The sequence below is a fragment of the Nostoc favosum CHAB5714 genome, assembly GCF_020829495.1.
In the GTDB taxonomy this organism is placed as follows: Bacteria; Cyanobacteriota; Cyanobacteriia; order Cyanobacteriales; family Nostocaceae; genus Nostoc; species Nostoc favosum.
On record NZ_JAIVFQ010000002.1, the window covers coordinates 49,799 to 63,350 of the forward strand.

The window sequence follows — 13,552 nt, forward strand, 5'->3', positions numbered from 1 at the left end:
TTTAGGGATTATTTCGTTGTGGTGTTTCCAGAAGAGTAAAACCATATTCATCACTGTTAGGATTACTTTGATTAACTTGTACTAAAACACCAACCCCTGTGACTGCTTTGCGATCGTGATCTCGATTAAATCTTACCTCTGTAGTAGCACCTGGAGCAGAAAAATTATTCTCATCATTCAACTTATTGAATATACTTTGACGAGTTGGATTGTTATTATTTTTTAAAGCTTGCACAAATACCTGCGCTGCGTCATACGAAGTCATTGTTCTCCAACTAACTTTTCTTATTCCCCAAAGCTCTTCAGTTTTATCATTAAAATTTTTTTTAGCATTATCTGCATGAAAAGACACCGCAATTGTTATTTTATTAGCAGAACTTTGTATGTTTTTATACAAATTATCTCCTGCTAAAATTTGAACTTTTCTGCTCGTTACTCTTCTAATAATATCCAGGTATTCATTATAATTTACATTAGGAGCTGCTAACATTAATGCCTGTAGCTCGGAATTTTTCAACTGATTTTTGCAAAGTAAAGCATTATTTATAGATGCTGATACATCACAAAGATTGTAATTTCCTTCTGGATATTTATCGCTCAATTTAGATTGAAATTCTACGGCTAAAGATTGGCTATAAATATCTTTAGAATCGTAAATAATCAGGACGTTATTTAATTTAAGATCATCCCATACATATTTAGATAATTTTGATGCGGCAATGGAATCATTAGAAGCTGTTCGGAAAACATAACGATGCAAATATTTTCCTTGAGTTGTTATTATTGATTGAGAATTGATTGTCCTGGTAGCGGTACTTGTAGGTGCAATCAAAACAAGTTCTTTTTTCCCATAAATTTCTCCTACACCCTCAACCTTTTGTTGTGTACTTGTATTTTGATTAAAAAGATATTTGCTTGTATAGCGGCCAATAACTCCTAAAATTTGACTTTTCTTAAAATGATTAAATTCTTCTGGAATATTTTGATCAGAAATAAATCCAGCTAGCTTTTTTACTTCCTGGTCTATATTATTGTTACTTGCTAGGAGTATTTGAAACAATGGTAAATTTGTGTCTTGTTCTTGTAAAACTTGGGCTACACCACGTAGTATTTCTAATGCAATATTATCTTCGGGCATATTTGGAATAACAACTGCAATTGTTGGTAGGTTACGCGCTGATGTAGCTTGAGCGACCTTAGAGTTGTATTGATAAATGAATGTTTCAGGATCAGATATACAAGAATTTTGGCTAGAGGTTCTTACCATAGCTATAGATTCTGTAAACTTACTGTAAGCCTCTTGAAAATCGTTATTATTACCAGACAAACTAGCTCTTTTAAAAGCTTTCATTCCTTCTTGCTTGAGATTGTAAGCTTTTTTGCAACTTTGATCAACAGCTTTTGCATTTAGTTGAGCAATTAAAGATTCTTCCCCTCTGCTAAAATAGTTGGCAAAAGGTGGTGGGACTAATGGTTTAGGATAAAATATAACAGTGAAAGCAACTGCGATCGCAATTCCTAATGAAAACGGAAAAACAAAACTTATTATCGAACGCCAGCGTCTAGGAAGTTGCCTCACCCAATCAAGAAATCTCCTCAACATTCTTGGTTTAGGAGACGAGCCTGAATTAGGTCTTTGAGTAGGATGTGAGCCTGAATTAGGTTCACCAGACAGAATCTTAAGAACCTCTTGAGCAGACTGAGGACGGTCTTCTTGTCTGCGTTTGAGCATTTCGTCTAAAGCTTTTGCAAAATACTGATCGCTCACTGGCACATGAACTCTCCAACTTGAATTCAAGAGAAGCTCACGAGTATCTGTAATTCCTGTTAACAAACACAGACAAGTTGTGGCTGTGGCGTATAAATCTGATGCAGGGGATACTTTGTCACGATCAAATTGCTCAGGCGGTGCAAAATGCGGATCTAGCACTATAGATGTTGTCTCAACCTCTAATCCTTGCAATATCTGTTTAACTGCACCAAAATCTATTAGATATAGCTTATCGTCCTGACTACAGCGTATGATATTAGCAGGCTTAATATCTCTATGTATAACTCCGTTAGTACCGTCATAATTATGGATATAATTGAGTAAGTTCAGAATTTCCTTGAGAATGTTTATAACTTCACCCTCTGAAAAGCTTCCCACCTCCCGGAGTTCCTGAGCTAAATTTTTTCCTTCTATATAATCCTGCACTAAATAAAAAAACTTTTGCACATAGCCTGTTTCTTCCTCAAGTTCCATAGTAAAAAAAGCCAAAAATTTGGGAATTCGTGGATGTCTCAGTCTGTCCAAAGTGATTGCTTCTCTCACAAACATTTCTTCTATCCGTTTGAGAATTGTTGGAGTTAATATTTGTCCAGAAGTATTTCTGGGGTGCAACTGTTTAATTACACGGGTTGTGTACGGAAAGTGCAGATCCAGTGCTTTAAAAGTTCTGCCAAATCCGCCGCTTCCTATAAAACTTAGGGCTACAAAATTCCCCTGTAAAATCAATGGCATTTTACAATTAGAGCAAAGTATTTCTGTTGTATTTGAATTTAAAAAATCGCCTGGAATAGTATTTTCAGGTTTTGTACAACTTGGACGAGTACAGTAAACTTCCATTGGTTGTTGCATTGATTAATCTCCAAAATTAGTTTAATTAAACCCTGGATAACAAAAGATTGTTTAATTTGGAAGAATCGATAACTTCAGATCCTCGATTTATCTAAGAAGTCGGGGAGCTAATTGGGAGCATCCCAATGCAAGCAAATTTACCAAGATGATAGATTGTCATTGCGAATGAAGCAAAGCGGAATGTTCGCCTTTGGCGTTCCCGTAGGGTAGCAATCACAAAGTCTAGATGTTGCGATTGCTTCTCTACGAGACGCTCCGCGAACGCTTCATTTCATTACGCTCGCAATGACAAAATATGTTTTTACACATTTGGGATGCTCCCAGCTAATTTAGAATTGCTATAGAGGCGGGGATATTAAACCTAAAAATTACGTAGGTAAAAGCTTTGACGTAAGCAATTACGAATTAGATTAAAGTTACGCTCACCTCTTCAGCAGTATTGCTTACGTAATAATTTTAGTACAGTCATGATTCTTGTAACATCCTGCAACTAATGTTTTTTGCAAAAAATAATACTTTTGCAACCCCGACTTTTTTAATAAAGTCAGGGTTCTGATACAATGTTCTTTATATCTTGAACGTAGTTCTAATTACTCCCACAAAAATGTCCCCATTCTGCTCGTTGTGATTTGGTGCTGTCAGCCAAATTAAACCAGGAGTAATACTGATATTGTCGTTGATTTGATACCGATAAAACCCTTCAATATGAAATCCCGTATCGGGGTCACGACGAGGTAAGCCTGATAACTCTGCTGAAGAACTAGTCAATTTAGGCTGCATCCCAACGATAATCCCTCCCAAATTCCCTTTTTTGCCCAAATCAGGGAAGGCTAAAGTGACAGCCCAACTCCAGATATCAGCATCACCTTTGACTTCGCCACTCAATGCTCGTGCATTGGTGTAAGCTATCCATCCACCAAGTTGCAAGCCATCACTAACTACTACATTCGTTTCAATACCATAGGAATTAGAAGAAACTTTTCTGCCGCCCAAGTTGGAGGCTAAACTGCCAGTATTATGTCCTAAACCATTCTCGTTGTAAGCATTGACGTAAGTGAAGGCAATTTTGGTATTTGTGTCTTTTTCATTTGGATAGAATACAATCTGTGCCAATGCACCATATTTACCATTAAACAAGCCGCTACCAGGGTTGTTGGTATTAGCTGCTAAATAAAACATCTCTGCTTTTAAATTGCCATTCGGCTTAAAAGTCACACCTACACCCGTATCTCCACCTAAGCGAAAAATTGGACTGTATCGACCGAAGCGAGAAATAGTAGCATCCGCATCGCTTTGTAGAGGATTAATCACATCCGCATCATCGAAGTAAGTATTAAAACCTGTACCCAACAGAAAACTTACTTTATCGCCTATGGGAAAACGATATTCCAGCTTACTGAGGAAAACATTATTATTTGTATCACTACCAGATAGGAAGCTTAAACGAGCTTCATTTCCGGGTGCAGTTGGGTTTACCACATTACTCGCCTGAAATCGTATCCGCAGCCGATCTTTTCCAGTAAAGCTGGTATCAAAGTTGAGACGCACCCGACTAGAAAATGTGAGGTTGCTTTGATCCCCATTTCCACTAGGGCTAGCATCTCCAAGAGCATCTGTGGCAGCAAATATCACTTGACCATTAAGTTTTGTAGTGGTAGAGAACCGTTGTTCCTCTAACTGTTCGGTACGTGCTTCTAAAACATCAACTCTACCCCGTAAGGTAGCAAGTTCTGTTGCAAATTCCTCTTGTAGCTTTTGCAAAGTCGCCAAATCTTCTTTGTTAACCATCTGTGTGATATCAGCATCAATTCTTTGGTTAACTTTGTCTAAGCAGGCGTTTAATGCAGTCGCAAACTCAAAGCGAGTCATGGCGCGATCGCCTTTGAAACTACCATCAGAGTATCCAGCGATACAGCCATAACGCTCAATTAGAGACTGCAACGCTTGAAATGCCCAGTCTGTCGGTTGCACATCAGAAAGCTGAGTAACTGAAGTGACTGGTGGAGAATCAAGTTGAGCATATTGACTAACTTTCTGAAGGGAATCAGTGCTTTTTTCAGTTGTTAAAACTCCTAGTAAATCTTCAGCCTGAACTCTGGCGAAGGGAGCTAGTACCAAAATCAAGACAGCAGGAACTAACCTCAGAGAAGCTCTGAAAAAACTAAACATATTTTTCTCCTGACAAGAATTATTTTTTAAAAACCTGGAAATTACTATTTTTTGTAATAAGTAATTTCCTTGACATGGCAAAAACTTAAATCTATATACTTTTACCTTGAGGCTTTATTCATAAACTATCAGAAATTTTATTGATTTTTTCGCTGGAATTTCAACCATATATTCAACTATAAAGTTCAAAATATTCAACATTTTCAGTTTGTTCGCTCAATTTTTTAAAGATTTAATTTATCTCTCAAATTAAGTTAAGCTCACTAAAAGAAATTATTTCCAGTGGACAGATGAGCACTGACAAAATATCGGAACTCATAAGAATAGCAAATGTTCTAGTTCTCTCAAAAACAGGAATACCTTTAACAAATGTGCAAAAGTCTATCCTGGAGCAAGTTTTGGGAGGGAAGAAGCTTAAAGATATTCAGGTTTCTGGATACACCGACGGCACTGTGCAGCGAGCATCTTCCCCAAAACTTTGGGAGTTATTATCAAACGCTACAGGGCATAAAGTACGTATTAATACAGTGAAATTGATTTTAGAAAAATTATTAAAAGAACCTAAATACAACATAAGTAATGGCAGCGAAATTGTTACACTCGAACTGCCTTTAGTTCCCCCGCCTATTTCTCCCAAACAGCTACGTCACAACTTACCTGCTCCTAGCTGCACTGCATTTGTTGGTCGAGAAGAGGAAATTGCTCGGCTTTTGGAGTTAGTTTCACCCAGACATTCTGCACATTTGGTTAGCGTCGATGGGATTGGAGGTGTAGGCAAAACAACACTTGTCCTAGAAGCAGCCTATCGCTGTCTGCACGCCAGTTACAACAACGAAACTTGCTTGGGTGTGCCTACCTTCGATACCATTATTTTTACCTCGGCCAAACAGTCTTACCTCATGCCCTTCGGTTTATTGCCAAGTTTGGCTCCCAGAAGAACTTTGCACGATATTTTCCGTCAGATTGTGCGGATATTAGATGAATTAGATATTACAGGGGTGAGTTTTGAAGAGCAATTAGATTTAATTAAAGATGTCCTTTCCTGTCAGCGCACATTGCTAATTGTCGATAATTTAGAGACTGTGGAAAATCAACAGGATGTTTTGGCATTTTTGTATGAATTGCCACCAACTGTCAAAGCGGTCATTACCACCCGCGAACAAATTTTATTTGTACCCGTGCGGTTGACATCAATGCCAGAGTCAGATGGTCTTTGTTTAATTAAGCACGAAGCTAAAGAAAAGGGAGTTTCCCTCAGCAATAAAGATAGTCAAACACTTTACAAAGTCACAGGGGGTATTCCAGTAGCCATCAGCTACGCAATTGGTCAGCTAGCTAACGGCTACCCCATTAAAGAAGTATTGGGAGGAGTATCTCAGTCTACGGGAGATGTTGCCCGTTTTTGCTTTGAAACTTCCGTCAAACCACTCACAGGACAATCAGCCCATAAGTTACTCATGGCATTAGCGCTGTTTCCAATGCCAGCTTTGCAGGATGCTCTGGTACAAGTTGCAGTCCCAGAAGTTAACTTGAATACAACAAATGCAGACTTAGCTCGACTGCGAGGACTTTCCCTGGTCAGACAAGAGAATAATCGCTATAGTATGCTACCACTAACCCGCGAGTATGCCCTAGCCGAACTAAAGGCTCACCCTGACTTTGAACGGCAAGCAAGGGAGAGGTGGATTGGTTGGTACTCAAGCTTTTCCCAAAGGTACGCCGGACAAGATGCTAAAGGGTGGCAAGGACAGTTCAATGGTTTGGAGGAGGAGTGGCAAAATTTACAAGCTGCCATTGAGTGGTGTATGGTTGAGAGTCGATACGCCGAGATGTTGAACTTCTGGCAAAATCTTGAGGCATACACCCATATTATGGGTAGGCGAGAAAGTCGTTTGCAATACTGGGATGATCGCCTTACTTGGACAACATGGCTAATTCAAGCAGCAGAACAACGTGGGAACTGGTCAGTTACAGCAAAAGTGATGGTTGACCGTGCTTGGACTCTCACCTCGATGGGAAAGCAGAAGCAGTTAGAAGAAGCAGATAAACTATTTAGCAAAGCTTGGGAACTACGTCACTATCAAAAAAGTTTATTTATGTTGTCTTTGGCAAGAAATATAGCAGTTTTACGCATTCAACAGCAAAGGTTTGATGAGGCCCAGGTTTGGCTGACCCAAGCAGTAGAACTACTAGAACAAACACAATTAGATCAACAGCAGCGATCGCGGCAATTAGTTCAAATTCAATATTATCAAGGTGAAATTTTATTTAAAAATGGAAAATACGAGGAAGCAAAAATAATTTTTCAAGAAACCCTAAAACTCGCACAAGCGATGGACTGGATACGCGCCATCTTTTGTACTCAAAATTGGCTGGCTGACATTGCCATCAAACAAGAAAGATTGGATGAAGCCGAAGGACTTTTAACAGAAGGACTACGCGTAGCTGAAGCTAACGAAGACAAGAGCCGTATTGGATTTTGTCAACGCTCATTATGCTCTCTGGCAAAGGCGAAAGGCAATTTATTTGATGCTCACTATTGGGCTAGTAAAGCATTAGAAAATTTTGAGAAATTGGGGATGCTACTGGAAGTCGAGGAAACACAAAATTTGCTGCAAACGTTAGATACAGAAATGTCAGATAGCCGAATTCTCTAATAAGGCGGCTATCTGGTTCTTCAGAATGATTTTGAAAGCAGCAAGCCCTATGTAAAATTCAAAAGAATTTCACAACAAGCGGCTGCGGATCTGCCCATAGTACCTTGCCCAAAATTGAGATCGAAGAGTTTCTGAGTTTGAGCAAAAGCTAATTGCCATTCTAAATGTTCAGCTTCTCCTCCAACTCCAAATTCGGGAACGTGTTTCAGACAAATACTAAAGAGGCTTTGGCAGTCTTTTTCAAACTGATGAATATTAGCTATATGTGCGTGTAAAACTGCATCAATTTCTTGATTAGGAACCATTCTCAGGTATGGGTATTTTTGGATTAAAAATAAGAACAAACCATACTGTCGAATTGCAAATAAGGCTTGTATTACACTCATATTTTGACCTTGTTCAGATTTGATAAGTCTCATAAATATTGCTTGCCATTCAATACTTTTTAGCTTATCAAAGAAACTTTGCTCTACAAGATACTGCCAAGATATTATGGGGAACGTCTGAATCAAATTCAATTTACAACTCCTGATATCCAATCAAAGTGTTTTGTAACAAAAATTAAATTTAATGATTGTCATTAGGCTGTGCAATATTCAAGACAACTTCATTTATTGTTAAGCAATCAGTCTAGGTTAGATCCTGATTGAGCAACAAATCTATGAAGATCATCTTTTGTTTTAATCATTAATAAATTCAGAAGCTTGAGTAACGAATCCGCTCAGGATAAACCCGAAAAGAATCAAAGAAATTAACAGATTCTGTGGTTAACTCATTTGGTGTAATAGCTCCCATAAAATAAAGATGCTGATTAACCACAAATGCACGATATTGTCCCAGAGTTTCATCCGAGTGTTCCATCAGTAGCTCCAAACCAGGATGCCCATCAATTACAAGATTGGTAGTTCTAATAACCTTGCCAGTACGACCAATAGTTTCCCGCATTGCACTTTGCAACACTTGCCGAACCTGTAGAATAGGTATCCTGGAAGCTTCTGGAAATTCTTTATGTATAATAGTATATATTGTACGCGTAGTAGCGCTTACAGATGTCAATTGTTCCTCTGTACTGTCTGTGACTATACCTGGCATTAAAATTTTACAATCCCCCTGCGGACTCCAATAAGTACTGTTATCTGCAACTAAATTAGACTGTTTGGGCGTCAATTTTTTAGTATTAATAGATACTAATCCACTCGAAAACACGTCTTGCTCAACCAACGCAATTGCTGGGTTATGCATTCCAAGAGTCAGTAGTGTACAAGAAGTGACAGCAATTTTTTTTACAGCATTTAGCATAACTCGATCTCCTTCTTTGTGTTAAATTGATATCTCTCTGTTGAGCTACAATTAAGGGTTTACCATTAAAGCAAATATGAGTTCAAACCTCAGTTTTGGCTCAGAGAATAGTTCATTTAACGCTCAGAGAAAAGTTCAGTTAAGCTACCAGCTTCCAGTAATGGCTGATACCTGAATTGCAGAGTTCTCAGTTACAGCAAACTTTGTAAGTACAGTTGGGGTAGTGTGACTTTGACCATAAATTAAGCAAAAAGTTCAACATCTGCTTCAAAACGTATGTCATTACGAGTAGCGTCTTCCAGACTAACTAGGGCGGTTATTCCCACCGCCAATTTATAGGATAATTTGTCAAAATTAAAGATAACTGGAGGTTCAAAATATGAAATTTTCAATCGAATCACTTTACACTTGGTATCGCAATGTGCTTCGTAACCCGAAGTACCGTTGGTGGGTAATTTTAGGAACGTTAGCCTATTTGGTCAGTCCATTTGATATTCTTCCAGATTTTATACCCGTTGCGGGACAGATTGATGATGTTTTCCTTTTGACTCTGCTAGTTTCTGAGGTGTCTGGGCTAGTAATTGAGGGCTGGAAAGCTCGTAAGGGTGATGTGGGTACTGAAGCATCTAATACTACTGAGGGTTCTACCTCTACTGGAAGCACTATTGATGTTGATTCTGTTTCTGTTAAGTAAATTTAACAAAACCCCTGCTTTTGGAATCTGAGGTGGGGGATATTTTTTTCAACGCAAAGGAACGCAAAGGGAAGCGCAGAGGAACGCAGAGGGGGAGTTAGAGGTTGTTGGCTACGCGTTTAATACCTTCTTTGAGGTGGAGGACATTAAAGTTGAGGAGAAGACCTAGTTTGCAGTTTGCTAGTTTGAGATAGGTTAGAAGTTGAACGGAGTGAATCGGGTGGAAGGATTCTACAGATTTAATCTCTACAATTACTTTGTTTTCGACTATCAAATCTAATCGATAAACGCATTCCAATTGCACATCTTGGTAAACCAAAGGTAATGGAATTTGCTTACCAACATTCAATCCGGCTTTTTTCAACTCATAATCTAAGCACTCTTCATAAGCCGACTCCAACAAACCTGGCCCCAAAGCAGTATGCACCCTGATCGCACAACCAATAATCAACCCACTCAACTCATTCTCTCTCATCCTCTGCGTTCCTCTGCGTTTACCTTTGCGCGACGGCAGTCGCTACAACGGGGAGCCACTGCGGTGGACGGGTTCCCCGGCATAAAGCAAGTGGCGTGGGAACCCCCGCAACGCGCTGCCTCCCCTCTGCGTTTAAAAATCCTTCACAAATTCCGTCAAGAACCTAAATGCCTTCAAAATATAACTAGCGCAATCTCTAGGTGAAGTATTGTAAAACGATCGCCACGCACTCGCCTTATCCTCATCATACCGATCGCTGCGATGAGTATGGTTTTCCAACCACGCCAATCGCACCGCATGACCAATTAACACATCTAATACAATATATTCTTCAATTTGTAGCTTAGGATTATTGGCTGCGATCGCTCCTAATTCGATTAATGCTTCAATATTAACTTGGCGGTATTCTGGAGCTTCAATTTTATTCAGCAAATGCTCAACTAACAGAGCAAAATTTCTTTCCCCGGCTGTCATCTCCGACAACATTATCTCACTATCTAAACGATTGCGGCGCTCTAATTTATCGCCAATTACTAAACCCTTGCAATGTTGCATTAATAGCCAAACTTGTTTAAAAAATTCTTTTGGTACGCGCCCCGTCGCACCCTCGGCTTGGCGAAACCGTCGCCAACCGCCCGGCGGAACTTCTATCCCTTCGGCGATTCCTGGTAGCACCACCCAAGCAATATCACTTTCTTTTTGTTTGACGTGCAGTGATTCTTGCTGGCGCAACAGGTTACTCATGCCAGTATATCCAGTTAATACCTGACGCAAGCGCACTTTAACTTCAAAGGGTGAAAGTTGCATTAAGTGATCGTAAGCTTCATCTTGAGTGACATGCAATTCCCGCGCTAGTTCGCTGGTGATCAATAAGATGAGATAGCCGACTCTCAGCGTTAGTAGTCCCTGAAATAGTTCGGGTTCTGAGCGAATTAAGATACCAAGATAAATTAAAATCTCTTGTGTTAGGACGCGATCGCGTATATCCTCACGACAAAAATGATTAATTTTATCGGCAATTTCATCGTGCGACATGGGTACGGTAATCAAGGACGCTTCACTGTAAGCTTTACCCACAGCAATTTGCTTACCCCTTACCAAAATACTCGTCACTGCATCTGATAAACTGATATCAACCATTTGCCGTAACCCCGCAGCCCGACGCACTACTGCCCAAATGCCTAAATCTCCAGCTTTGATGTAAACTTCATCTAGTAAATCGGCTACGGTGACAGGATATCCTGGGCCACCATACCCCGTATCAAATTTCATTCCCTGCAAGCGAGTCAAAGTTTGCAATAACTCAATTTGCTCGTAGATATTCTCTGATGAACGCAAATAAGAAAGTAATAATCCGAAGTTAGTTTCATACTCCATTTGAAATTCTTGGGTATGTCCTAAACGCCAGTTTTTCTCAGGATGATAAGCTAGATAATAGCAACGTGGGCTAGCATTTTTTACTGGCGATCGCGAGAATTCTGCATTGGGGAGAAAATCAATTCTTTGGATTCCGGCCGTTAGCATTAGCTGATTTAGCCGCCCTAATTTCACCCGCACACCGTTACAAACACCATTTTTCAGTTCTTGCATTAGTTCTAGTAATGCTTCCGAACCGGCTTGTAACATGGTGTGCGTTAACATTAAAGTCAAGGTAGGACGCCCTAAATCGCTCCAATATTTTTGGATGTAAGCTAGTTCGCTTCTAATTTGATCTAACAGAAAATGGTAATCAAGGGTTAAGTAAAATTGTTGAGAGTCTGAGAATGAAGGCAAAAATACAATTGTTTCACCGCTAATCCGAAAGATTCTAGATGTTGTCAAACTTCGCAGCCGCCGCACTGGTCGTCCAGTTAAACCAAGTTTATTGTTACGTCCGATTTGGGTATAAATAGCTGAAAATTCTCCAGCTTTTCTCACCTGAATCGGTTCTACTTGAGTAGGCGTTTGTGCTTCAATTCCGTGAACTTCTAGTTTCGTTTGTAAATCTTCATCTTCTGCCAATAAAGCAATTTGTACCAACGATTCGCGCTGTTTACCCACACACAAATGTCTTCCTAAAGGGTCGATATCACCAACCGCTAGTAACCCTTCACTCAACATTTCACCGAAAAAATATAAACTCTGCGCCCACACTAAGGGAATATTTTCATTGGGCAAACGTGGTTGTGTTTGAGGTGCTAATTTTTCTGCCTCTATGTTTTCGGCTGGAACATAATAAAGTTCTGGCAATAAACGCAAACCATCTTGTTCTATAAGTAATGATTCTAAAAGATTTTGGTATTTTTTAACTTGTTCTTGTTCGCCGCGAAATAATCCATCTAGAACTAAATAAGTGAAAAATAACGGCCATTCGCATTCAATATGCTCAAATTGCTTGAGTTCCCACGGTTCGTAGTGTAAGCGCTGATTATCTTCTAAAACGGTTTGGTGTCCATCACGCAGAAAGCGTTTGCAGCCGTATTTACCTGCGAGTTTATTGATAATATCGTTTAAAGTGCGATCGCGTAACTCCAAATCTTCCACTGCAAAGGCAGGATAACTAATAATACTCAACAGCGCCGCATCAATTTCCTTGGAACCAGATTCTCTCGGTAATAAGGATTCTAGGGTAATCCGGGCACGGGCGATTTCATCTGGTAGCACATGAATTACCGATGCTTGACTACCACGCACACCAAACAAATCCAGCCCATTAATAGCTTCTAAAGCAGCTTTTGCCATGCCTACAGAACTGGCATTTAACTCAGCACTACCACGATTAATTTTATTACCACGTTCCCAAATGCCATAATCTGGTGTGCGGTAAGCTCGTCCAATATAGTAAACTAAATTTTGGACGAAATTCACTTCATCAATCGTATAAATTATTTGTAATCCTGCTGCGGTCATTTGCGCCAATATCAGCAAAAATATAGATGTGGCATCAAGTTGCAAATGTCCCCATTCATCATCACCAACAACAATGTCACCAGTCGCGGTATTATATTTGGCGTGCAGTCCATCCAGTAGCGACTGAGTATGTTTAAATGTCTCTACTTTATGAGCCTGTCGCATCATCGCAAACAACAACCCGCGCATCAGTTTGATGACGCTGTGTTCTAATTCATAGGTGCGTCCTTTGTCGTCGTCAATCTTGCGGTATGCAAGTCCTAAACCCCAAACTGCTAAAATGCTGTAAACGTTGTCTCGCACCCAGGCATCAGTATAATCGCCGTGGGCTGTAATCGCTGTACTCGCAGGTAGTAAACCAGTAATCGGATTCTGGCGAGTCAGGATGATCGTTTTGATTTGCTGGTAGTAATAGTCTAGACGAGCTAGCAATTTGGTAGATGTTTTCATGGTTTGGTTCAGAACAATTTGCAAAATTTGACCCTGTGACTGTCAAGTGAATTAGCTAAACCAAGCCAGAATAAGTTCTGTAATGGTTGATGGGACAACAGCTAAGGGTGGTGTGAGCTTATTATTATCTCCTGTTAATACGCCTCTGGGTACTGAATTTTAGCGATCGCAAGCTAAAATATGATATTTGTTCAAACTTCGTTCAGTCTATCGAATTATTTTATACTGAAATATTTTTCAGCCATAATGAATGATTTTTGTTGATATAGGAATCATATTTGATTTCTGAAAAAATCTAA

At 39.6% G+C, this 13,552-nt stretch carries 8 protein-coding genes; 2 read left to right on the plus strand and 6 right to left on the minus strand.

The genetic code is table 11. The annotated features are described in order from the left end of the window. Position 1 precedes the first annotated feature (1 nt). Both LC586_RS01810 and LC586_RS01815 read right to left on the minus strand, forming a co-directional pair. Positions 2-2,620 (minus strand): bifunctional serine/threonine-protein kinase/ABC transporter substrate-binding protein, encoded by a 2,619-nt coding sequence (locus LC586_RS01810; RefSeq protein WP_229482676.1) that lies wholly within the window; start codon positions 2,618-2,620, stop codon positions 2-4. A 567-nt stretch (positions 2,621-3,187) separates the two neighbouring features. Then, the gene (locus LC586_RS01815; protein WP_229482677.1) at positions 3,188-4,789 is read right to left on the minus strand and encodes an iron uptake porin; all 1,602 of its coding nucleotides are present in this window, start codon (positions 4,787-4,789) and stop codon (positions 3,188-3,190) included. 290 nt (positions 4,790-5,079) lie between these two features. Between LC586_RS01815 and LC586_RS01820 the strand changes: the two genes are divergently transcribed. After that, entirely contained in the window at positions 5,080-7,446 is a 2,367-nt protein-coding gene (locus tag LC586_RS01820) for a tetratricopeptide repeat protein (protein ID WP_229482678.1), read from the plus strand. A 47-nt stretch (positions 7,447-7,493) separates the two neighbouring features. On the opposite strand, the gene LC586_RS01825 is transcribed toward LC586_RS01820, so the two are convergent. After that, on the minus strand, positions 7,494-7,964 hold the full coding sequence (locus LC586_RS01825; RefSeq protein ID WP_229482679.1) for a glycine-rich domain-containing protein: 471 nt from the start codon (positions 7,962-7,964) through the stop codon (positions 7,494-7,496). A 178-nt stretch (positions 7,965-8,142) separates the two neighbouring features. Next, positions 8,143-8,745 carry a hypothetical protein gene (locus tag LC586_RS01830; RefSeq protein ID WP_229482680.1) on the minus strand — a complete coding sequence of 201 codons (603 nt, stop codon included), beginning with the start codon at positions 8,743-8,745 and terminating at the stop codon, positions 8,143-8,145. A 379-nt stretch (positions 8,746-9,124) separates the two neighbouring features. On the opposite strand from LC586_RS01830, the gene LC586_RS01835 reads away from it, so the two are divergent. After that, entirely contained in the window at positions 9,125-9,439 is a 315-nt protein-coding gene (locus LC586_RS01835) for a YkvA family protein (protein WP_229482681.1), read from the plus strand. 97 nt (positions 9,440-9,536) lie between these two features. On the opposite strand, the gene LC586_RS01840 is transcribed toward LC586_RS01835, so the two are convergent. Then, on the minus strand, positions 9,537-9,914 hold the full coding sequence (locus LC586_RS01840) for a GxxExxY protein (protein ID WP_229482682.1): 378 nt from the start codon (positions 9,912-9,914) through the stop codon (positions 9,537-9,539). A gap of 132 nt (positions 9,915-10,046) precedes the next feature. Beyond that, positions 10,047-13,253 carry a glycoside hydrolase family 15 protein gene (locus tag LC586_RS01845; RefSeq protein WP_229482683.1) on the minus strand — a complete coding sequence of 1,069 codons (3,207 nt, stop codon included), beginning with the start codon at positions 13,251-13,253 and terminating at the stop codon, positions 10,047-10,049. Positions 13,254-13,552 lie beyond the last annotated feature (299 nt).

Bases quoted from the DNA above. Each gene is read 5' to 3' on its own strand.
- LC586_RS01840 (WP_229482682.1), bottom strand. From the start codon at position 9,914: ATGAGAGAGAATGAGTTGAGTGGGTTGATTATTGGTTGTGCGATCAGG.
- LC586_RS01810 (WP_229482676.1), bottom strand. From the start codon at position 2,620: ATGCAACAACCAATGGAAGTTTACTGTACTCGTCCAAGTTGTACAAAA.
- LC586_RS01815 (WP_229482677.1), bottom strand. From the start codon at position 4,789: ATGTTTAGTTTTTTCAGAGCTTCTCTGAGGTTAGTTCCTGCTGTCTTG.
- LC586_RS01830 (WP_229482680.1), bottom strand. From the start codon at position 8,745: ATGCTAAATGCTGTAAAAAAAATTGCTGTCACTTCTTGTACACTACTG.
- LC586_RS01835 (WP_229482681.1), top strand. From the start codon at position 9,125: ATGAAATTTTCAATCGAATCACTTTACACTTGGTATCGCAATGTGCTT.
- LC586_RS01820 (WP_229482678.1), top strand. From the start codon at position 5,080: ATGAGCACTGACAAAATATCGGAACTCATAAGAATAGCAAATGTTCTA.
- LC586_RS01845 (WP_229482683.1), bottom strand. From the start codon at position 13,253: ATGAAAACATCTACCAAATTGCTAGCTCGTCTAGACTATTACTACCAG.